This is a genomic window from Kribbella sp. NBC_00889 (genome assembly GCF_045207705.1).
In the GTDB taxonomy this organism is placed as follows: Bacteria; Actinomycetota; Actinomycetes; order Propionibacteriales; family Kribbellaceae; genus Kribbella.
On sequence record NZ_CP108783.1, the window covers coordinates 274,187 to 295,614 of the forward strand.

The following is a 21,428-nucleotide window of genomic DNA, read 5'->3' on the forward strand; positions in this document are numbered from 1 at the left end:
GTTGGTGTGGAGGGTCAGTGCATCGCGGCGGCCGCGGAAGCCTCCATCGAGTCCTCCTCGCCTTCGCCCTCCGGCTTGGGTCCGTCGGAGCGGCCGGCCAGCCGCTGCTCCGGGGTGATGATCGCGAGGATCAGTGCGATCGCCAGGAACGGCAGCGAGACCAGGAACACGTCGCCCATCGAGTCGACCAGACCGTGCAGGGCCCAGCCCTTCATCGGCTCCTTCAGGCCGTGCAGCGCCTGGACGCTGTTGGCCGCCTTGGCGAGCCCGTCGACCACGGTCTGGGTTGCGTTCGGAACGATGTCGCCCAGGTGCTCCTTGAGCCGGCTGGTCAGCACCGCGCCGTACACCGCCGTACCGATCGCGCCACCCATCGAGCGGAAGAAGGTCATCGTCGAGGTCGCGCTGCCCATGTGCTTGCGGTCCACGCTGTTCTGCGCGGCGGTGACGGTGATCTGCATCGACAGACCCAGACCGGCGCCCATGATGAACATGTAGATCGCCAGGTGCCAGTACGGCGTGCCCAGGCTCAGCGTGGACAGCAGCAGCATCGCGCCACCGACCAGGACCGAGGAGATGATCGGGTAGACCTTGTAGCGCCCGGTCTTGCTCATCAGCTGACCGCTCGGGATCGACGCGGAGAAGATACCGACGATCATCGGCAGCAGCGCCAGGCCGGAGCGGGTCGGCGACATGTCCTTGACCGCCTGCAGGTACAGCGGCAGGAAGATCAGCGCACCGAACATCGCGAACCCGAGCAGGAACGCGTACCCAGCGTATCCGGAGAAGATCCGGCCCTTGAACAGGTCCATCGGGATGATCGGCTCGGCCACCCGCAGTTCGACGATCACGAAGGTGACGGCCAGTACGACGGCCGCGGCCAGCAGGGCGATCGTGGTGCCGGTGCCCCAGCCGTTGGTCGGGCCGCTCCAGGAGACGGCCAGCAGCAGCGAGGTGACGGCTCCGGTGACCACTGCGGCACCCAGGTAGTCGATCTTGTGCGAACGCTTCACATGCGGCAGCCGGAGGACGGCGCCGACGATGCCCAGGGCAACGAGTCCGATCGGCAGGTTGATCCAGAAGATCCAGCGCCAGCCGGGACCGTCGGTGAGCAGACCGCCGAGCAGCGGGCCGGCCACGGACGACAGGCCGAAGACGGCACCGAAGTACCCCATGTACTTACCGCGCTCGCGCGGCGGGATCACGTCGCCGATGGTGGCGAAGGCCAGTGACATCAGGCCACCGGCGCCAAGACCCTGGACGGCCCGGAAGCCGATCAGCATCTCGATGTTCTGCGACAGCGCGGCCAGCACGGAGCCGGCCAGGAAGGTGACGATCGCCGCGATGAACAGCGGGCGACGGCCGTACAGGTCGGAGATCTTGCCCCACAGCGGCGTGGAGGCGGTCGAGGTCAGCAGGTACGCCGTGACCACCCAGGACAGCTTGTCCAGGCTGTTGAACTCGCTGACGATCTGCGGCAGCGCGGTTCCGACGATGCTCTGGTCGAGCGCCGCCAGGAACATGCCGGCCATCAGGCCGCCGAGGACGACGAGGATCTGTTTGTGGGACAGGTATCCCGGAGTTTCAGGCGCAGCGCCGCCGGTGGTGGCGGGCTCGGTGGTGCTCATGTGGTGCTCCCCAGCTTCTTGTCGGTGTTCTCGCGATCGGCGGGGTCGCCGCCGGCCGCGAAGTCTTGGGTACGGCGCTCTGCCGCGGGTGTCGGGCGTAGGCGCGGGGCGACAGCGGCCCAGCCCTTGTCTGCCCAGCTCTTCTCGATGGCCGGGTCGGTAAGGCTCGCGACGCCGTCGGCGAACCGTGTCATCAGGCGCTCGAAGGTCAGGACGTCGTCTTCGGACCAGCCGTCCATCGCTGCGCTCAGCAGCTCCATCCGGCGTCGGGCGCCGGCGTCCCACTCCTCGATGCCCTTCTCGGTCAGCTCGACCCGGAAGGCGCGGCCGTCGTCGGGGTCGGGGGAGCGGCGGACCAGGCCCAGCTGCTCCAGCGACCGCACGTGGCGGCTCGCGGTCGAGGCGTCCAGCTCCATCCGGTTGGCCAGGTCGGACAGGCGCAGCGCTCCGCTGCACCGCAGAACGAACAGCACCAGGTGGACGCTGTGGTCGATCGTGTCCCCGGGCTGCTTGGCCTTCAGCCGCCGGCCGATCCTGGTAAACGCGTGCAGCACGCCCTCGATCGGGGTCTGCGGAGAGTACGCGTCGTTTACTTGCATGCTGCAAGCATATACATGCTTGCGTGATACACGCAAATGAGTTTCCAAGATTTTTGAGTGAGCCGCCACTCACTTACTCACAGTCTTCAGGTGATCACTGTTCGTGGAAGATGAGAACCAGTACACGATCTAGTGACGGCGGAGGGCTGCGTTCTGTGACGCAGGGGTGGACCTAGGACCCCGGTGGTTGGTCGGTCTGGCACCCTGGCCCGCCCCTCTCGCCACAACGAGGCTGGCTCGGGACACATTCCTGCTAGCTACTGGGGGACCCGTGACGGCGATCGACGGCCGGTCGGTGGACAGCATGGCGACGACGAGGCGCCGGCTGCTGGAGTTCGGAGCGGTCTGTGTTGTCCTGACCTGGTTGCCGTGGGCGGTCCTGGGCGTGCTGGGCGCGAACCTCGACGAGGGCGGCGGGATGCTCGTCTTCGCCCTGGCGGCGTCCGGACCGTCGCTGGCCGCCTTGGTGATGTGGCTGTGGCGGCGCGAGAAGCAGCGGCTGGTGAAGTGGTCGTGGAGGTGGCCGCTCGCCGCCGTACTGCTCGGTGCAGTTCCGCCACTGGCGGCGTCAGTGCTGACCGGACACCTCGCAGCGTTTCCCGACCACGCCGCCGACGTGATTGGCGGCGCCGGTGGACCACTCGGGGCGCTGGCCTACACGTTCCTGGCCGGACCGGTCGCGGAAGAGTTCGGCTGGCGGGGCTATATGCAGCCCCGTCTCCGCAGGTACTACGGGCAGTTGGCCACCACCGCGGTCCTGGGCGCGGCGTGGGGGCTCTGGCACGTCCCGCTGTACTTCCTGAGCGGCACCGGTCAGCATGACGACGGGCTGTTCACCCAGCAGGGGCTGACCTTCTTCCTGGGGCTGTTTCCGCTGACCTACGTGATGCTGTTCGTCACCGAAAGCCTCCGCGGCGGCGTACCGGTGGCGATCCTCGTGCACGCGGCGTGGAACCTCAGCGAGGAGCTGATTCCTCCGCTCGGCAACGGTGTGTGGGTGGAGCTCCTCATGATGACCGCCACGGCGGCCGCGGTCGGCTGGTACTGGCGACGCGCGCTCCCGCGGCGCCGTCGTACTGAGGATCCTGCGATCCTGGACGCCGACTCGGCGAGCGACAGAAGGGTGCCAGGATGGCGCAGGTAGCAGTGGTGACCGGTGGTGGTTCGGGGCTCGGGCGCGAGATGGCGCTGGCGCTCGCGGCGGCTGGGTTCGAGGTGACCGTCACTGGGCGGACCGAGGAGAAGCTGCGCGAGACCGCTGCCCTGTCGGCTGAGGGACGAGTGCGGACCGCGGTGCTGGATGTTGCCGATGGCGGGGCGGTGCGTGCGCTCTTCGGTGGGCTCGAGCGGATCGACGTACTGGTGAACAACGCGGGGACCGGCGCGCCGGCGGCCGGGGTGCAGGATCTGGCCGAGGAGGACTGGCGGCGGGTGGTGGACACCAACCTGACCGGGTCCTTCCTGTGTGCGCAGGCGGCGTTCGCGTTGATGCTGCGGCAGGACCCGAAGGGTGGACGGATCATCAACAACGGCTCGATCTCGGCGCATGTCCCGCGGCCGCAGGGGATCGCGTACACGGCCAGCAAGCACGCTGTCACCGGGTTGACGAAGGGCCTCGAGCTGGAAGGCCGGGCGCACGGCATCACGGCCTGCCAGATCGACATCGGGAACGCCGCGACCCCGATGACCGAGCGGATGGGGCAGGGCGTGCTGCAGCCGGACGGGTCGATCGCGGTCGAGCCGACGTTCGATCCGAAGATCGTGGCGGACTTCGTGGTCCGGATCGCCCAGCTCCCGACGTCGGTCGCCGTACCGCACCTGACCGTGATGGCCGCCGGCATGCCGTACGTCGGCCGCGGTTGACTTCCAGTCGTGTTGAGGTTCTAGCGTCGATGGATGGAACCGCCCAAAACGACAAGGAAACTGTCGGCCGGTCCGTCTAGGGTCGGGACCGTGAGTGAGCAGCGGGAGTCCCTGGTCCATGTCCGCGGACTGCGGAAGTCGTACGGCGACTTCGAAGCGGTCAAGGGCATCGACCTGGATGTGTGGCGCGGGGAGGCGTTCGGGTTCCTCGGGCCGAACGGCGCGGGCAAGTCGTCGACGATGCGGATGATCGGCGCGGTCTCCCCGACCAGCGGCGGCACGCTGCGGATCCTCGGCATGGACCCGGCCACCGACGGCCCGTCGATCCGGGCCCGGCTCGGCGTGTGCCCGCAGGACGACACCCTCGACACCGAGCTGTCCGTCCGGGAGAACCTGACCATCTACGGCCGGTACTTCGGCCTGAGCCGGGCGGAGTGCCGTAGTCGCGCGGACGAGTTGCTCGAGTTCGTCTCGCTCACCGAGAAGGCGGAGGTCAAGGTCGACGAGCTCTCCGGCGGGATGAAGCGGCGGCTGACGATCGCGCGCTCGCTGGTGAGCAACCCCGATCTCCTGCTGCTCGACGAGCCGACGACCGGGCTGGACCCACAAGCCCGGCATCTGTTGTGGGACAAGTTGTTCCGGCTGAAGCAGGCCGGCGTGACGCTGATCATCACCACGCACTACATGGACGAGGCCGAGCAGCTCTGCGACCGGCTGGTCGTGATGGACGGCGGCCTGATCGCGGCCGAGGGGTCGCCGGCCGACCTGATCCGGGACTACTCGACGCGTGAGGTGACCGAGCTGCGGTTCGGGCCTGAGGTCATGTCGTCCGACCACGACGCATTGGCAGAGAAGGTCGAGGACCTGGCCGACCGCATCGAGGTGCTGCCGGACCGCCTGCTGCTCTACACCGACGACGGTGAGTACGCGGTTTCGGCGGTCCACGAGCGCGGCCTGCAGCCGGCCTCGGTCCTGGTCCGGCGCTCGAGCCTCGAGGACGTGTTCCTCCGGCTCACCGGCCGGACGTTGGTGGATTAGGGCGATGGCGCTCGCACTGGAGAACGGCCGTCGCCAGTTCGACTACTGGCTGACCGTCTACAAGCGGACCTGGAAGGGCACGCTGATCAGCAGCTTCCTGCTGCCACTGCTCTATCTGGCCGCGATGGGGATCGGTCTCGGCTCCTTCGTCGACCGGAACGGGACGGGAGCGCTCGGTGGCGTGAGCTACCTGCAGTTCATCGCACCCGGGTTGCTCGCCGCCACCGCGTTGCAGGTGGCCGTCGGCGAAGCGACGTACCCGGTGATGAGTGGATTGAAGTGGCAGAAGTTCTTCCACTCGATGATCGCGACGCCGCTGCGGCCGGTGGACGTGGTCGGCGGTCAGCTCGGCTTCATCGCCTTCCGGGTGGGCAGCACGTGTGCGGTCTTCCTGGCGGTGATTGCGGTGTTCGGTGGACTGGAGTCACCGCTCGGTGTGCTTGCGCTGCCGGTGGTGTTGCTGGTGGGGATGGCTGCCGCGGCGCCGGTCGCGGCGGTGGCGTCGACGCTGGAGAACGACTCCGGCTTCGCGATGATCTTCCGCTTCGGGGTGATCCCGGCGTTCCTGTTCTCCGGTGCGTTCTTCCCGGTCTCGCAGTTGCCGAACTGGATCGAGTGGCTCGCGTACCTCAGCCCGCTGTGGCACGGCGTGGCCCTGTCCCGTGATCTGGCGATGGGCACGATCAACCCGCCGCTCGCGCTACTCAACGTCGTCTACCTGCTCGCCTGGTTCGTGGTCGGCACGTGGTTCGCCGTCCGCGGCTTCACCAAGAGGCTGGTGGGCTGATGACGACCCTCACCGCCCGGGTCGTCCCGATCCCGGCCCGTGTCCTCGGCCGCGGCGGCGGCCGGCACATCGTGGAGCGCAACTTCCTGCTCTACCGCCGGTCCTGGATCGTCTTCCTGTCCGGCTTCTTCGAGCCGCTGTTCTACCTGCTCTCGATCGGCATCGGCGTCGCGCAACTGGTCGGCGACTTCACGTTGTCCGACGGCACCACGATCGGGTACGCCGCCTTCGTTGCGCCGGCGATGCTGGCCAGTTCGGCGATGAACGGTGCGATCTTCGACTCGACGTACAACATCTTCTTCCGGATGAAGTACGCCAAGCTCTACGACTCGATGCTGGCGACGCCGCTGCGACCGTGGGACATCGCGACCGGCGAGGTGACCTGGGCGCTGCTGCGTGGAGCTTGCTATTCGGCGATGTTCATCGCGGTGATGCTCGGGATGGGCCTGATCACGTCGTGGTGGGCGCTGCTCGCGCTGCCCGCCTCGGTCCTGATCGCGTTCGCGTTCGCCGGCGCGGGGATGGCGCTGACGACGTTCATGCGCAGCTGGCAGGACTTCGAGTTCGTCCAGCTCGCGGCGATGCCGATGTTCCTGTTCTCAGCCACGTTCTACCCGGTCGAGACGTACCCGGAGGCCATCCGCTGGCTGGTCGAGATCACCCCGCTCTACCAGGGTGTCGTGATCGAGCGCGCTCTCACCACCGGCACAGTCGGCTGGTTCCTCCTCGTCCACGCCTTCTACCTCGCCGCCATGGGCACGATCGGCATGTACATCGCCTCCCAACGCCTCGGCAAGCTGCTGCTGAAATAAGTGCCTGGTCGGCGAAGAGTTCACCGGCTGTAACAGTGCTGTCTGTCTCCCGATGTTCCCAGTGAGATTTGCCGAATCGCGCTGGGGTGGGGGACGCGGATGCAAACGATCGATTCGTGACGACGGCAGGAGTCGGTACAAAAGTGGTGTCTGCCGGGGTCAAGGAAGGATTTCTCCGGAGATATTACCGATGGGTTCACACAGGCTTGGTCGGGATCGCCTTTGGGTTGTCGGTGTCTGCGCTCGTGAACACCGCGAGGGATCATGTCGCCCGGGCGATCGTGATCGGCTCTGTCGCGGTGGCCTGCGCAGTTGTCGCGGCGGTTCTGGCGCACCGGAACATTCAACGGACCGTCAAGCCTCACGTCGCGGCGGACTCGAGTTGGGTGTGGCGTCCTGGCGTCGTCGAGCCGCGTCAGGCGATCGTCTTCATGCAAGGCATCCTGTTTCCGAAGTTGTTGTATTCACGCATTCGGGAGACGGTGTCGCCCCTTGCGCGTGCGATGTCCTTTCACACTGTTTATACGCTGAGGTTGCCGGGATCAAACGTGCAGGACGGTGCCTTGTTCGTCCCCTTCATGGTGGTGAAGAAGGGAAGGCTGTTCGATGACCTTCAGATCACCGCGGCCGACGGTTCCGCGCGCGCCTCGTTGTCCTATGCGGACTACCTGGAACTGGTCAGCGTGATCATGCGCTACCTCGCCCGAATCGATGGGCGTCGGGCCCACAGCCGATATTTGCTGATCGAGCAGAAGTTGATGCGGATGATCGCCGATCGTGCCCCGGCGACCGATGCGGACGCGGCGGTGGACGAACTGTTCAGGACGATGGAGCATGGCCGTCCCGCGCGCACACCGGCGCGGCAGTTGATGAAGTCGATGGCGAAGATCCTCGTAGTCCACTACGCGGTCGTCGTGAAGGTTCCAGTCAGCCCGGTGCGCGAGGACGAGCAGTGGGAGGTGCTGTCGGCAACGGAGCGGCGGATGCTGCCGCTGGACTCGCCAGAATTCTCGGACGACCCTATCGCCTGGTTCTTCGACAGGTTCCGGAAAGGACTCGGGGTTCGATCCAACCAGTTCAAGGTTCCGATCGAGAAGGCTCATCTGACACCGAGCTATCACCTCGAGTTTGTCGGCCCGCCCGATACCTATCTCGCTGGGCAGGATCTGCTGAATCATGTTCCTGAGCCCTCGTACTATCTGCGAATGCGGCCCCGTCTCGGCCAGCGCTACAGCCATTTCTATGTCCGCGACGCGCCGATCGACTCGGCCAACTGGCGACTGAGACTCTCGTTCTTCGAGCGACCGCCAGGCTCGTTCGGAGCCGCCGCGGTGACCGCCATCGCGTCGTTCTGCCTCATTCTCATCGCGGGACGCCTCGCGTCACACGATCCTGCTCTAGCCGTACCAGGGGATGTGACTGCCGTCCTTCTCTCGTTTCCGGTCGTCAGTTCTGCCTGGATTGGCCTGGAGCGCGGAAAAGGACCGTTCGGCGGCACCACAGCGAGCCGTCTGAGTTCGTTGGTGAGCTTCATCGCCTCACTGGCGTCGGCGTCGATCTATCTCGGCGCGGTCGCCAGCAAGCCTGCGGTCGATGGTCCGTACTCGCTGCTCGGCGCCAAGGGAATCTGGGCAGTATTGGTTGGGGTGTCGGCGCTGAACAGCCTCTGGATCTGCTACGGATGGCTCCGCAGATCGGTGCTTTACAGTGCTATGTTGGCAAAACAGCGAGTCAGCTAGCGCTCCGACGTTGTGCTGTACGCGCGGTGATTTGAGGGGGAATCGTGAAGTTCAAGGGTGACCTGGGGGTCTGGATTGTTCCGCCGAGCATCGACGAGAAGGTCATTCGTCGCGAGCTCGACAAAGTCGGTCAGTACGAGCAGTACGTCGTCGGGGGTGAGCTGCTCGCGGACCTGACCGGCGCGGCGAAGAGCGCTCAAGGAGCCGGACGGCGTGCACGTGGCATCCGGAGGGTCGGAGGTCGACGCCGGCGTCGACAGGACTGACAACCCCTCAGACCGACATAGCTCGGCGTACGTGATCGGGAACTCTGTGGAACCAACTGGGTTTACATCGGCGTCCGATTGGCATGATCCGGCGGGTGAGGAATCCGATCGGGGTGTTGCGGCGGAGCCAGCAGGTGCGGTCTCAGTTGAAGGCGCCACGGGAGCGCTTGCCGGGTGGCAGCCGCCGATGGATCCGGTCGTCGATGGAGTGGATGATCACCGAGTTCGGCCGCGACGTGGTGCTGCGGCCGATCGCGCTGCCCACCGATCTCATCCCGGCCGGGTACGACGGCAGCCGGCCGGCCGCGGAGGAGTTGTGCCGGCTGGTCAGCGAGCGGATGGATCTTCGGCCGGATCAGTGCGCCCTCAGCTTCGAACTCGTCGGTGACGGCATCCGGCGGCCGGCGTACCGCAGGTCGGCCTCGGTGGTGAAGGAACCTTCCGGCCGGTGGATCCGCGGCGCCGAGCGCAACCAGATCCAACTGTCGCCGACGCTGGCCGCCGACCCGGTCGCGCTGATCGCGATCTTCGCCCATGAAGCCGGGCATGAACTGCTGCTCGGCAGCAGCCGGATCTCGGTGGCGCGCCGGCCCGACCACGAACCACTGACCGATCTGCTCACCGTGTTCTACGGACTCGGGATCTTCACCGCCAACGCGGCGTACGAGCGACGGCCGCGTCCGAACGGGCGGGGCAAGCAGCCGTTGGCGCGCGGGTACCTCCGTGAAGCGGCGTTGTCCGAGGCGCTCGCGTACTACGCCTCGCTGCGCGGAGAGCGTCGTCCGACGTGGGACCGGCACCTCGATCCGCCGGTCCGCCGCGGTATGCGCAACCAGTTGGCCGTGCTGCACCGCTGACTACTGCGCAAGGATCCGCCGCAGCCACCACACGCCGCCGCGGAGCATGGACTCCATGCTCGGTCCGGACACGTTGTCCGGCAGGTGCGCGTAGGTCATGACCTGGTGGAGTGCTCCCAGCTCCTCGGCCAGCTCGAGCGCACGACGCAGGTCCGCGGGCGAGGCGTACGACTCCCACTCGGCCAGATAGGCATCCTTCAGCCGCGGATCCGTCGACGTCGGCGACCGTTGCTCGAAGAACGTCACGAGGTCCAGGAACGGATGGGACACAGCGGCGTCCGTCCAGTCGAACGCCAACACCCGACCGTCCCGGACAGCAAGGTTCCGCGGATGCAGATCACCGTGCAGAAGAGTCTCCGGTACGCCGATCGCCGCGAGCTCGGTGATTGCCTCACGCAACTGTTCGGCCCGCCTCGGCAGCAGCGCGCGCTCCGCGGGTTCGAGCAGATCGGTGGCGGGGGTCGGCCCGAGCAGCCGGTCGATCTCGCCCTCCAGTACGCCCAGCCGACGGTCGACACAGCTGAACTCCAGCAGCCGATCCGGCTGATCCGCAAAGCTGCGCTGCAACCTGGCGTGCCCGCGCAGTGCGTCGATCCACAGCGAAACGTCCGGAAAGTCGGCCAACGGGGGTCCGAGGTCGGGCAGCAACATCCAAGCCCGCTTCTCGTCCACGGCCAGCGGCGCAGGCACCTCACCAGGCCGCTCCTCGGAGAGCTGCTTCAACAACATCGGCTCGTGCGCGAACAACAGGGGCAACGCATCCGCCCGTGCCGGCCGGATGGTGCTGGAGTGCGCCAGTGCCTTGAAGTACACGTCTCCCTGGGCCGTCGGGACACGCAGTACGTTCGACAGCCCCCACGAGCGCACCTGGGACCACGGACCCGTCCTCGCGACCTGTTCGTCGATCCACGACAGCGCTTCGTCGTACCAGCCCGGCCTGGTCCACGCCGGCGTCACGGGGGAGTCCGCCGGGAGGGCGAGGTGCTCGCGCGCGGCCACGACCGCCGGATCGTCGAGGTCATGCACCCACCGGGCATCCGCTGGAACCGTGCCGGTCGAGAGCATGAGATAGGTGGTCGGCTCTTCGTCAAGGCAGGTGAGGACGACGGCCTCGATCGACAGCTGCTCGCGGAGCCGGCCGACCGCGGCCTCCACGTTCGGGAACCAGAGCTTCTCGGCGACGTCCACCTGCGGCAGGCCGGAAGGCAGCACGAGGACCGCCTCGTCGGAGTGGCGAACCACGACAGCCGTGACCTTCATGAGCCGCAGCGTATGTGGCGGGTGCAACTGGTTTTGATGCGTAGGGTAAGGACGTGATCGATGCCAAGGACATCGTGCGAGCGGCGGACCTGTTGCATGACGTGGTGGCGCCGACGCCGCTGGAGTACTCGCGCTGGCTGAGCGAACTGGTCGGCGGCGACGTGTTCCTGAAGTGCGAGAACCTGCAGCGCACCGGGTCGTTCAAGCTGCGCGGCGCGTACGTGCGGATGGCGCGGCTGTCCAAGGCCGAGCGGTCGCGCGGCGTGGTCGCGGCGAGCGCCGGAAACCACGCCCAGGGCGTCGCGCTCGCGGCCCAACTGCTCGGCATCAAGGCGACCGTGTTCATGCCGCACGGCGCACCGATCCCGAAGGAGAAGGCGACCCGCGCGTACGGCGCGGAGATTCGCTTCGTCGGCACGTCGATCGACGACTGCCTGCGGGCGGCGCACGCGTTCGAGGCCGAGACAGGAGCGGTGCTGATCCACCCGTTCGACCACCCTGACATCGTCGCCGGTCAGGCCACCGCCGGGCTGGAGATCGTCGAGCAGTGCCCGCAGGTCCGGACGGTCGTCGTACCGACCGGTGGCGGCGGCCTGATCGCCGGGATCGCGGCGGCGATGCAACGCGACGGGGCGCCGATCGAGGTCGTCGGCGTGCAGGCCGCGGGTGCGGCGGCGTACCCGGCCTCACTGGCGGCCGGCGAACCGGTCCAGCTGGCGGAGATGGCGACGATGGCGGACGGGATCGCGGTCGGACTGCCGGGCAAGGTCCCGTTCGAGGCGGTCCAGCAGTACGTCGGGGAGATGCGCACGGTCGGCGAGGATTCGTTGTCCAAGGCCCTTTTGTTGCTGCTGGAGCGGGCGAAGCTCGTGGTCGAACCGGCCGGTGCCGCCGCGGTGGCCGCCGTACTGGACGAGCCGGAGCGGTTCAAGCCGCCGGTCGTGGTGGTGCTGTCCGGCGGCAACATCGACCCGCTGCTGCTGATGCGCGTCATCCGGCACGGCATGGCCGCGGCCGCGCGGTACCTGTCGCTGCGAGTGCGGATCCCGGACACGCCCGGAGGGCTCGCCACACTGCTGACCCAGCTGGCCGGGATGGACGCCAACCTCATCGAGGTACTGCACGAGCGCATCTCGGAGACGCTGAACCTGGATGAGGTCGAGGTGGCGCTGCAACTCGAACTGCGGGGTGAGGACCACCGCGACCGCGTCCTGGCCGGTCTGACCGGCAACGGCTACACCTACACGCTCAACTGACCTGCGGCCGGACGTGGGCGAGCAGGCTGACCAGCATCTTGCCGGGCTCCTCCCAGGGCAACATGTGTGACGAGCGCTCGAACCAGACGGCCTGCTTGTACGGCGCCTTGACCGCCTCGATCCACTCGGCGGTCGGGGCACTCGGCGTCGTGTAGTCGTGCCGCCCGAGGAACATGACAACCGGGATCGGGAACTCGGTCACCCCGGTGAAGTCGACCTCCAACAACTCGTCCAGCACCCGGCCGAGGGTGAACATGTTGCCCTCGCCAATGGTTTCACCCTCGTCGAGGGTGTACTCCGGCGACAGCAGTGGCGCCTGGAAGAAGTAGGTCGAGTCGGTCCGGTACGCCGTCAGGCCGCCGCGGTACTGCGCCCATTCACGCGCGATGATGATCCGGTCCCGGGTCACAGGCTCGTCGCCGGGGTACGGCGCGATCGACGCGAGCTGCTCGAGGGCCTCGGTGTGGTTGTGTTCGCGGGCCTGCTCGAGGGCGTATTCGAACGAGAGTCGTTCGTTCGTCCGGGAGTTGATGAACTGGCCGATCCCGACGTACGCGTGGAACAGGTCGGGCCGGGCGAGGGCGGCGTGCGTTGCGATCACGGTGCCCCAGCTGTGACCCATCAGGATCACTTTGCCGACGCCGTACCGCTCCCGGATCTGCTCGGTGAGCTCGATCGCGTCGGCGACGTACTGCTCGATCTTCAGGGTGTCCGCGATGGTGTCCGGATCGACCGTACGAAAGGTCCGGCCGGCGCCGCGCTGGTCGTAGGTGACGACCGTGAAGTACTCCTCGATCGGCCGCTGGAACTGCCACATCACCGGCGACAGCGGCGACGCGGGACCACCGTGCACGAACAGGATGACCGGGTTCGACCGGTCCTGACCACGGGCGTAGACCCAGTGGTCGACGCCTCCGGCCCGGAGTTGGTACGTCTCCTGGATGCCGTCGGGCGCGACGATGCGGTTCAGGTCCTCGATGACTTCCCGAGCTTCCTCGGCGGTCAGGAGCGGTTCGTCAGTCATTCACCGATGGTAGGAGGCTGACAGCTCTTCACCAGGGGTGCGTGCAGCCGCTCGGCGAGCACCCGGCGCTGGGTCGGCTCGGCCTCTGCCTGAAGGTGCAGACCGTCGTCGGTGAGCCGGACGTTGACCGCGCGCCGATCCTCGGGGCACATGTGCCGCTCGACCAGACCGGCGGTCTCCAGCCGGCCGATCACCCGGGACAGCGCGCTCTGGCTGAGATGGACCGACTTCGCGATCGTCTGCACCTTGGCGGAGTGTTCGGGCAGCTCGGCGAGACGCTCGAGCACCTCGTACTCACTCATGCCCAGCGAATGGCCGGCCTGCAGAGCCCGATCGAGGGCGCAGGTCAGGTCGGCGTGGCGAGCCAGCAGCTCGCGCCATTCCCTCACATCTGCACTGACATCGGCGGCGGTCTCACCAGGACCGGCGCTGACCTTCGTGGCGGCCATGGAGGCGACCATAGCATGCACGCGCATTCAATGCAAACGCATTTAATGCCTAGACATTAGATGCACACGCATGGAATAGTCTCCCCTCGTGACACAGACAACGCACACCACATCACCGGCCCGGATGACTTGGGACGCGCGCCTGTGGGGCGCCCTCCTGGTGGTCTGCGGCGTGATCTTCCTCGACGGCCTGGACGTGTCCATGGTCGGTATGTCCCTGCCGTCCATCGGCGCAGACCTGAACGTCTCCCTCTCTTCTCTGCAATGGGTCGTGACCGGCTACGTGCTCGGGTACGGCGGCCTGCTGCTGCTCGGCGGCCGGACCGCCGACCTGCTCGGCAGGCGCCGCGTCTTCCTGATCGCGCTGGCCGTGTTCGCCGCGGTCTCGATGCTGAGCTCGCTGGCCACGAACCCCGAACTGCTCATCGCCGCGCGGTTCGTCAAGGGCGTCGCCGCCGCGTTCACCGCGCCGGCCGCGCTCTCCATCATCACCACGACCTTCCACGAGGGCCCGGACCGTAACCGTGCCCTCAGCATCTTCACCACCTGCGCCGCCAGCGGCTTCTCGATGGGCCTGATCCTCGGCGGCGCGCTGACCGAGGTCGGCTGGCGCTGGACCTTCCTGATGCCCGGCCCGGTCGCCCTGATCGTGCTGCTGTTCGCGATCAAGCTGATCCCGAACAGCCCGCGCGACAACGCTTCCGGCGGGTACGACGTCCCCGGAGCGATCACTGTCACCGGCGGCATGCTGTCCTTGGTGTACGCCGTGGTCGGTGCCGAGCAAGCAGGTTGGGTGTCGGTGCAGACCTTCGGGATGTTCGCGCTCGCGATCGTCCTGCTGGCCGGCTTCGTCGCGATCGAACTCCGGTCGAAGCACCCGCTGGTCCGGCTCGGCATCCTCCGCAACGCCTCGCTCCGCCGGGCGAACCTGGCCATCCTGACCGTCTTCGGTGCGTACGTCGCCTTCCAGTTGATCGGCACCATGTACCTGCAGAACCTGCTCGGCTGGTCGTCGTTCCAGACTGCGCTGGCCTTCCTGCCCGCCGGTCTGCTGGTCGCCACCCTGTCGCCGAACGCGGGCAAGCTGGCCGACCGGCTCGGCACCGAGACGATGATCATCGCGTCGATGGCGCTGTTCGTCGTCGGGTACGCCCTGTCGCTGCGGATCGGTCCGGAGTCGGCGTACTTCTCGACTGTGTTCCCGACGATCATCCTGCTCGGTCTCGGGTTCGCGATCGGGTTCCCGGCACTGAACATCCAGGCCGTGTCCGGGGTCCCGGATCACGAGCAGGGGCTGGCGTCCGGGCTGTTCAACACCTCCAACCAGGTCGGTGGCGCGGTGGTCCTCGCGATCGTGACCGCGGTGATCAGCAGCAGGTCGGACGGCGTGACCACCTCGGCCGGGATGCTGTCGGCGTACAAGCCGGGTCTGGCTGTGGTGACCGGGATCGCGGCGCTCGGACTGGTGGTGGCCTTGACCGGTCTGCGTGGTCTGCGCAGTCGGCGTGCCGCTGAGGAGGCCGAGGCCGCCGAGCTGGCCGCCGTACAGGACGAACTGGCCGCGGAGGAGATGACGCCGGCCGCGTGACAACAACCAGCCCGGTCCGGGCTGTGCACATATGAGAAACCCAGCTGGTGCGGGTCGCGGGCTACTCCCCGGGATCCGCACCGCTGCGTCCGGCGGGATTCCGGGCGATCCCGGATTGGTTTCGACCCGCGGGGATGCTGGACTGGGCGCATGAGCAACCAGAGCGATTACGACCGGCGGGTCAAGGACGTCCTCGACCGGGTCGCCAAGGGCCACCTCTCACCTGAGGAAGCCACCACCCTGATCGCCGCCATTCAGGCCCCGACGACCACCGAGGCCGACGAGCCGGCGCCGACGCCTCCGGTTGCCGAGGACTCGACCAAGGACGCGCCGTCCACGGATTGGCCGGCCGCGGAGGACCTCCCGTCCACCTCGGTCTGGGCCGATGTGGTGGACGCCCCGGACGCCGCCGACACGGCGGTACCTGAGGGCGCCGCGAATGGTGGCGAGGCCGGCTCGACGCCGGGCGGGCGGCACGCTGCCGCCGGAAACGGCGTGCAGGACAGCGTGGTCGACGAAGCTCCCGCAGAGAGCCCCGCGACTTCTGAGAACTCCGCTACCGACGAAATCGAAGAGGTTGAAGAGGTCGAGGAGGAGCACAGCAACGTGCCGATGCCGGCGGGGGTGCAGCGGGTGACGGTGCGGGCGATCGGTCGCCGGGTGCGGTTGATCGGCGAGCCGGCCGTCAACGGCGTCGCGGTGGACGGACCGCACGTGATCAAGCGGGACGGCGACACCCTCGCGATCAGCAGCGAAGGCGACATGGGCGTCTCGATCGACGGGTTCAGCATGCTGCGCAACCCGACCGACCTGAAGTCGCACGTGAACGGCCTCGCCAAGGAACTGTCCATCCGGGTCAACCCCGGCCTGCAGGTCGAGGTCGAGGTGACGGGCGGCAGCGTGCACGCCGAGCGCCTGCCCGGGCTGAGCCGGGTCCGCGTCACCGCCGGTACGGCGAAGGTCTCCGACGTGGACGGCCCGATCGACCTGCTCGTCCAGGCCGGCTCGGCCAATCTGGACGCCCAGCTCACCAAGGGCCGGTCCCGCGTCCGGGTCGAGTCCGGTACTGCGAACGTTGTGCTGCGCCGCGGTTCCGACGTCCGCGTCCACACCGAGGCCCAGCTCGGTCGGGTCACCTGGACCGGCGCGGTCTCCGGCCAGTCCAAGGACGTGGAGATCGGCCGCGGCCGCGCCGCCCTCGACGTCGAGGTCCTCGTCGGCACCGCTCAGATCGCCTCCGACTGATCGACCTGTTGCGTGGCCGGGACGGTGCGCAAGGTGCGGAACGGTGAGAAATAGAGGAACGCGTTGCCGGCCAGGGCCGCCAGACCGGCGATCCACAAGGTCGCGTGCAATCCGAACGCCGTACCGAGCGCACCGCCCAGCAGACTGCCGAGCGGAGCAGCGCCCCAGCTGACGAAGCTCATGGTGGCGCTGACCCGGCCCTGCAGTTCCGGTGGGCACACGCGCTGCCGGGTGCTCACCTGCAGGATGTAGCAGACGATGATGCAGAAGCCGGCGAGCAGCATCGAGACGACGTACCAGCTCACCTGCCAGCCCGGTGCGGTCAGCGCCTGGAGGGTGAACGCGACGCCGATGCCTGTCGACGACAGGAGCAACGTGCGGGCGTCGCCGTACCTGTTGCTGATCTTCTCGGTCACGCCTGACGCCACTATCGCTCCGCCGAGGCCGATCATGCTCAGTACGCCGATGGTGCCCGGCTGCAGGTGAACCTCGCGGACCAGGTAGACGATCATGATCGCGCCGGCGGCTGCCTGGAACAGCATGGTCGTCGCCGTGTTGAGCGCCATCGGCCGCAGCAGCGGGTGACTGAAGACGTACCGCATCCCCTCCGCGATCTCCCGCTTGAGGTTCGGCCGGTCCGCCTTGGCCGGCTGTGCTTCCGGCGTACGGATCGAGCGAAGCCATAGTGCGGACCACAGGAAGCTCAGTGCGTCCACGCCAATCGTGACAGCCGCACCGAGCCACTGCACGAGTACGCCGCCCGCGCCCGCGCCGATCACTGCGCCGACGGAGTGGTTGGCCGCTAGCTTGGCGTTGCCGGGCAGCAACTGGTCAGGATCCAGCAGCCGAGGCGGGTAGGTGCTGTGTGCCACGTCGAAGAGCACTGTGAGGACGCCGGTCAGCGCCAGTACGACGTACAGCTGCGTGAGACTCAGTACGCCGAACCAGGCGGCGACGGGAATCGTCGCGAAGAGCAGTGCCCGGCCCAGATCGGCGTACACGAGCACCGGGAGACACCGGATCCGGTCGACCCAGGCACCGGCGAACAGTCCGAGTAGCAGCCAGGCGGCCGTCTCGCATGTCCTGAGGAGCGAGACCTGGAGGGTCGACGCGTCGAGGGTCAGCACGGCGAGCAGCGGGATCGCGATCATGCTCAGGCGGCTACCGAGCTGACTGAGCAGATCAGCGATCCACAACCGGCGGAAGTCGGGGTGTCTGAGGATGCTCTGGGAGGTCACGGCGCGACGCTAGGCCGAGACTTGAGTCGTGTCGACTCAACTATCAACAAAATTGAGTCTGGTCGACTCAATCTGAGCCTGAAAATAGATCGCCAAGAAAAGTGTCGAAAGTGTCGGTGGGGTCGGTCAGGATGGTGGCTTGCGTCACATCCAGAAGGGGGATCGACGGAATGGCTGCTGTCGAGGCGACCGGCCTCGTGAAGACATTCAGGACCAGGAAGGACACCGTCAAGGCGCTCGACGGGATCGACCTCGAGGTTCCCGAAGGGACAGTGCTCGGCCTGCTCGGGCCGAACGGGGCGGGCAAGACCACGGCGGTCCGCGTGCTGACCACGCTGCTGAAGCCCGACCAGGGCACCGCCCGCGTGCTCGGCCACGACGTGGTGAAGGAGGCAGACCGCGTCCGCTCACTGGTCGGACTCTCCGGACAGTACGCCGCCGTCGACGAACTGCTGACCGGCCGGGAGAACCTGTGGATGTTCGGCCGGCTGTACCAGCTGAGCAGTCAGCAGGCGAAGCAACGGGCCGAGGAGCTGCTCGACATCTTCGACCTCATCGACGCCGCGGACCGGACGCTGAAGACTTACTCGGGTGGCATGCGCCGCCGGCTCGACCTGGCCGGTTCGCTGATCGCCCACCCGCGGGTGCTGTTCCTCGACGAGCCGACCACCGGGCTCGACCCGCGCAGCCGGCTCGACCTGTGGCAGATCATCCGCGACCGGGTCCGTGAAGGCGTCACGATCCTGCTCACGACGCAGTACCTGGAAGAGGCCGACGAGCTCGCGGACAGCATCGTGGTCGTCGACCACGGTTCGGTGATCGCCCGCGGTACGGCGGACGAGCTCAAGGCGAAGGTGGGCGGTGAGCGGATCGAGGTCGTCGTTCACGACCCGGCGGAGACCACCCGGGCGCTCGAGTTGCTCATCGCCTCGCTCGACATCACCGAGCCCGACTCCACCACGAAGGATGAGCACGCGCGCCGGATCACCATGCCGGCGCCCGGCGGATCGAGCGCGCTGGTCGAGGTGATCCGGACCCTCGATGCGGGTGGCATCCGGATCGCCGACATCGGGCTGCGGCGGCCGACCCTGGACGACGTGTTTCTCACCCTGACCGGGCATGAGGCCGAGCAGAAGAAGGAGAAGGACTCATGAGTGCGGCGGACATCGACGAGCCGGGCAAGGTGAATCCGCTCGGCCGGGCGTTCTCCGATGCCGGCATCCTGGCGTGGCGGACGCTCAAGCGGATCCCGCGGACGCCGGACATGCTGATCTACGCGACGATCCAGCCGATCATGTTCGTGCTGTTGTTCGCGTACGTGTTCGGCAACGCGATCCCGATCCCCGGCTTCCCGGGTCCGCGAGCGTACCGGGAGTTCCTGATGGCCGGGATCTTCGCGCAGACGATGGCGTTCGCGGTCGCCTCGGCGAGTGTCGGGCTGGCCGACGACATGTCGAAAGGCCTGATCGACCGGTTCCGGTCGCTGCCGATGGCGCGGTCCGGTGTGATCGCGGGGCGGGTGGTCGGCGACGTCGTGTTCAACGCGTTCGTGATGCTGGTGATGGTGATCTGCGGCTTCATCGTCGGCTGGCGCTGGCACCACGGTTTCGGTCAGGCGCTGGCGGCGTTCGGGATCCTGCTGTTGTTCGCGTTCGCGATGCTCTGGGTCGGTGCGCTCATCGGTCTGTCCGTCGGCAGTCCCGAGGTGGCGGCGTCGGCAGGACTGATCTGGCTGTTCCCGCTGACCTTCCTGTCCAACGCCTTCGTTCCGACGCCGAACCTGCCCAGCGGTCTGCAACCGGTCGCCGAGTGGAACCCGATCTCCTCCATCGTCGCCGCTTGCCGCCACCTGTTCGGCAACCCGTCACCCTTCGCCAGCCCCGACGGCTTCCCCGCCCAGCACCCGGTTTGGCTGTCCCTCATCTGGTGCGCCGCGATCATCGCCGTCTTCGCCCCCCTGGCCGTCCGCAAATACCGCAGCGCCACCAGTCGTTGAGCCGTTGAGTCATTGACAAGACTTATACGGCGTGCAAATAATTCGAACTGTGTTAAAGGAACGGGGGAACTGGCGGGAGGCGCGGCGGGAGAACGCCCGCGCCTCGGTGCTCGCGGCCGCGTGGGAGCTGGTTCGCGAGGAAGGGCTGGCCGCGTTGTCGCTGCGCGAGCTGGCGCGCCGGGCTGGGATCACCACACCCACCGTCTATGCGTACTTCGAGTCCAAGAACGCGATCCTGGACGCGATGTTCGCGCAGGCCGCGCAGGCCTTCCTCGACCTGAAGGCCACGCTGCCGGTGACGGACCAGCCGGCCGAGGACCTGCTGACCGAGGCACGCGCCTTCATCACGTTCTGCGTGTCCGACATCCCCCGGTATCAGCTGCTGTTCCAGCACTCGGTGCCCGGCTTCACGCCGTCGCCCGAGTCGTACGAGCTCGCCGTCGCCGCCCTTGAGCGGACCCGTGAGCTCCTCGCACGCAACGGCGTGCACGATCAACGTCAGCTCGACATCTGGACCGCCATCACCACCGGCCTGGTCGACCAGCAGGTCTCCAACGACCCTGGCGGCGACCGATGGAGCGGCCTCGTCGACGACGTCACCCGGATGTTCCTGGCTCAGTACTCGAGCGGGGAGTCCGTGTAATCCCGAGGGGGAATCATGTCCACAGTCACCCAGCCCAGACTGCATCATCTGGCCCTGACCGTGACCGACCTGGAGTCGAGCGTCCAGTGGTACGGCGAAGTGTTCGGCGTCCACCCGGTGCTCGACGTACCGCATCAAGGCGGCGTCGGCCGCATCCTCGCCGATGCGGATCATCAGCTGATGATCGCCCTGCACCGCCACGACACCAACGACGGCGGCCTGTGCAAGGAGACGACGACCGGTCTCGACCACGCCGGCTTCGCGGTCGGCTCCCGCGACGACCTCACCCAGTGGCAGGACCATCTCGAGGCCCATGGCGTGGTCCGTGCGGACACCGCCGACAAGCCACTCACCCAGTCCCCGATCGTGGACGAACCCTATGCCTCGGTCCTCGTCTTCCGCGACCAGGACAACATCCAGCTGGAGCTCTTCGCCCCAGCCGTGCACTGAGCGCCGGAAATGGCGAGCGCCCCGGTGGAGTCCACCGGGGCGCTCGAGGCGGGTGGGTCAGCCGGTGAAGGGTTCGGCGGCGACGATCTCGACGGTGACGTCCTTGCCGTTCGGGGCCTCGTAGCTGGCCTTGTCGCCCTTCTTCTTGCCCAGGATCGCCGAGCCCAGCGGGGACTGTGGCGAGTACACGTCGATGTCGACCGACGCGTCCAGGGCAAGCAGTTCGCGGGAGCCGAGCAGGAACGTCTCGACGTCGTCGTCACCGGCGAACTTGATTGACACCTTCATCCCGGGCTCGACCTTGCCGCCGGCCTTCGGGGTCTCGCCGACCCGGGCACGGCGGAGCATGTCCTCGAGCTGCCGGATCCGGGCCTCGATCTTGCCCTGCTCGTCCTTGGCGGCGTGGTACCCGCCGTTCTCCTTCAGGTCGCCCTCGTCGCGGGCGTCGCTGATGCGCTGCGTGATCTCGGCACGGGCGGGGCCCTTGAGGTGCTCGAGCTCGGCCTTCAGCTGGTCGTAACCCTCCTGCGTCAGCCAGACAACGCTGTCCTCATCGATCCTCTGCGTCACGGGCTGCTCCTTGTGTCGGTGGGATGGGCAGGAAAAGCTGCTGGCCGCCGTCGTCGACGGCGACCAATCCACTGAGCGTAGCAAGATCCGGCGGAGAACCCCACAGTTCTGCGAGGCCTC

Annotated in this window: 22 protein-coding genes; 15 read left to right on the plus strand and 7 right to left on the minus strand. The window is 67.4% G+C overall.

The window, feature by feature from the left end; translation table 11 throughout:
- Window positions 1-14 precede the first annotated feature (14 nt).
- Together OG817_RS01450 and OG817_RS01455 are read right to left on the minus strand one after the other, a co-directional pair.
- Window positions 15-1,628, minus strand: a complete 1,614-nt coding sequence (locus OG817_RS01450) for an MDR family MFS transporter (RefSeq protein WP_406051633.1) — start codon at window positions 1,626-1,628, stop codon at window positions 15-17.
- On the minus strand, window positions 1,625-2,227 hold the full coding sequence (locus OG817_RS01455) for a MarR family transcriptional regulator (RefSeq protein WP_360441803.1): 603 nt from the start codon (window positions 2,225-2,227) through the stop codon (window positions 1,625-1,627). The genes OG817_RS01450 and OG817_RS01455 overlap by 4 nt, the downstream gene beginning before the upstream one ends.
- A 304-nt stretch (window positions 2,228-2,531) precedes the next feature.
- Here OG817_RS01455 and OG817_RS01460 point away from each other — a divergent pair, with 304 nt between their 5' ends.
- From OG817_RS01460 to OG817_RS01495, 8 genes are all read left to right on the plus strand, one after another.
- Window positions 2,532-3,371 (plus strand): type II CAAX prenyl endopeptidase Rce1 family protein, encoded by an 840-nt coding sequence (locus OG817_RS01460; protein WP_406051636.1) that lies wholly within the window; start codon window positions 2,532-2,534, stop codon window positions 3,369-3,371.
- On the plus strand, window positions 3,359-4,090 hold the full coding sequence (locus tag OG817_RS01465) for an SDR family oxidoreductase (RefSeq protein ID WP_396396404.1): 732 nt from the start codon (window positions 3,359-3,361) through the stop codon (window positions 4,088-4,090). The genes OG817_RS01460 and OG817_RS01465 overlap by 13 nt, the downstream gene beginning before the upstream one ends.
- A gap of 90 nt (window positions 4,091-4,180) precedes the next feature.
- Window positions 4,181-5,128, plus strand: coding sequence for an ABC transporter ATP-binding protein (locus OG817_RS01470; RefSeq protein ID WP_406051637.1), 948 nt, complete (start codon window positions 4,181-4,183; stop codon window positions 5,126-5,128).
- A 4-nt stretch (window positions 5,129-5,132) separates the two neighbouring features.
- Window positions 5,133-5,915, plus strand: coding sequence for an ABC transporter permease (locus tag OG817_RS01475; RefSeq protein WP_396396400.1), 783 nt, complete (start codon window positions 5,133-5,135; stop codon window positions 5,913-5,915).
- On the plus strand, window positions 5,915-6,727 hold the full coding sequence (locus tag OG817_RS01480) for an ABC transporter permease (protein WP_396396399.1): 813 nt from the start codon (window positions 5,915-5,917) through the stop codon (window positions 6,725-6,727). The genes OG817_RS01475 and OG817_RS01480 overlap by 1 nt, the downstream gene beginning before the upstream one ends.
- 116 nt (window positions 6,728-6,843) lie before the next feature.
- Entirely contained in the window at window positions 6,844-8,466 is a 1,623-nt protein-coding gene (locus OG817_RS01485) for a hypothetical protein (RefSeq protein ID WP_406051639.1), read from the plus strand.
- A gap of 44 nt (window positions 8,467-8,510) precedes the next feature.
- Complete coding sequence (locus tag OG817_RS01490) at window positions 8,511-8,732, plus strand: hypothetical protein (protein ID WP_406051640.1); 222 nt, start codon at window positions 8,511-8,513, stop codon at window positions 8,730-8,732.
- Between the two features lie 95 nt (window positions 8,733-8,827).
- Entirely contained in the window at window positions 8,828-9,589 is a 762-nt protein-coding gene (locus tag OG817_RS01495) for a hypothetical protein (RefSeq protein WP_406051642.1), read from the plus strand.
- On the opposite strand, the gene OG817_RS01500 is transcribed toward OG817_RS01495, so the two are convergent.
- On the minus strand, window positions 9,590-10,849 hold the full coding sequence (locus tag OG817_RS01500; RefSeq protein ID WP_406051643.1) for an aminoglycoside phosphotransferase family protein: 1,260 nt from the start codon (window positions 10,847-10,849) through the stop codon (window positions 9,590-9,592). It lies immediately after the preceding gene.
- Window positions 10,850-10,902: 53 nt separating this feature from the next.
- Here OG817_RS01500 and ilvA point away from each other — a divergent pair, with 53 nt between their 5' ends.
- Window positions 10,903-12,105, plus strand: a complete 1,203-nt coding sequence (gene ilvA, locus OG817_RS01505; RefSeq protein ID WP_406051644.1) for a threonine ammonia-lyase — start codon at window positions 10,903-10,905, stop codon at window positions 12,103-12,105.
- Here ilvA and OG817_RS01510 read toward each other — a convergent pair.
- Window positions 12,098-13,129, minus strand: a complete 1,032-nt coding sequence (locus OG817_RS01510; RefSeq protein WP_406051645.1) for an alpha/beta fold hydrolase — start codon at window positions 13,127-13,129, stop codon at window positions 12,098-12,100. The two genes, ilvA and OG817_RS01510, sit on opposite strands and share 8 nt — an antisense overlap.
- Entirely contained in the window at window positions 13,126-13,578 is a 453-nt protein-coding gene (locus OG817_RS01515) for a MarR family transcriptional regulator (RefSeq protein ID WP_360441773.1), read from the minus strand. Before OG817_RS01515 ends, OG817_RS01510 begins: the two co-directional genes overlap by 4 nt.
- An 88-nt stretch (window positions 13,579-13,666) precedes the next feature.
- On the opposite strand from OG817_RS01515, the gene OG817_RS01520 reads away from it, so the two are divergent.
- Together OG817_RS01520 and OG817_RS01525 are read left to right on the plus strand one after the other, a co-directional pair.
- The gene (locus OG817_RS01520; protein WP_396396390.1) at window positions 13,667-15,166 is read left to right on the plus strand and encodes an MFS transporter; all 1,500 of its coding nucleotides are present in this window, start codon (window positions 13,667-13,669) and stop codon (window positions 15,164-15,166) included.
- A gap of 150 nt (window positions 15,167-15,316) precedes the next feature.
- Window positions 15,317-16,411 (plus strand): hypothetical protein, encoded by a 1,095-nt coding sequence (locus OG817_RS01525; RefSeq protein ID WP_406051646.1) that lies wholly within the window; start codon window positions 15,317-15,319, stop codon window positions 16,409-16,411.
- On the opposite strand, the gene OG817_RS01530 is transcribed toward OG817_RS01525, so the two are convergent.
- Window positions 16,393-17,649 (minus strand): MFS transporter, encoded by a 1,257-nt coding sequence (locus tag OG817_RS01530; RefSeq protein ID WP_406051647.1) that lies wholly within the window; start codon window positions 17,647-17,649, stop codon window positions 16,393-16,395. The two genes, OG817_RS01525 and OG817_RS01530, sit on opposite strands and share 19 nt — an antisense overlap.
- Before the next feature lie 170 nt (window positions 17,650-17,819).
- On the opposite strand from OG817_RS01530, the gene OG817_RS01535 reads away from it, so the two are divergent.
- From OG817_RS01535 to OG817_RS01550, 4 genes are read left to right on the plus strand one after another with little or no spacing between them, the layout of a single operon-like run.
- Window positions 17,820-18,803 carry an ATP-binding cassette domain-containing protein gene (locus OG817_RS01535; RefSeq protein WP_396396385.1) on the plus strand — a complete coding sequence of 328 codons (984 nt, stop codon included), beginning with the start codon at window positions 17,820-17,822 and terminating at the stop codon, window positions 18,801-18,803.
- On the plus strand, window positions 18,800-19,645 hold the full coding sequence (locus OG817_RS01540; RefSeq protein ID WP_396396383.1) for an ABC transporter permease: 846 nt from the start codon (window positions 18,800-18,802) through the stop codon (window positions 19,643-19,645). Before OG817_RS01535 ends, OG817_RS01540 begins: the two co-directional genes overlap by 4 nt.
- A 49-nt stretch (window positions 19,646-19,694) precedes the next feature.
- Entirely contained in the window at window positions 19,695-20,288 is a 594-nt protein-coding gene (locus OG817_RS01545; protein WP_406051648.1) for a TetR/AcrR family transcriptional regulator, read from the plus strand.
- A gap of 15 nt (window positions 20,289-20,303) precedes the next feature.
- Window positions 20,304-20,738 (plus strand): VOC family protein, encoded by a 435-nt coding sequence (locus OG817_RS01550; protein WP_396396379.1) that lies wholly within the window; start codon window positions 20,304-20,306, stop codon window positions 20,736-20,738.
- Window positions 20,739-20,795: 57 nt separating this feature from the next.
- Here OG817_RS01550 and greA read toward each other — a convergent pair whose 3' ends face one another.
- Entirely contained in the window at window positions 20,796-21,308 is a 513-nt protein-coding gene (gene greA / locus OG817_RS01555; RefSeq protein ID WP_360441755.1) for a transcription elongation factor GreA, read from the minus strand.
- Window positions 21,309-21,428 lie beyond the last annotated feature (120 nt).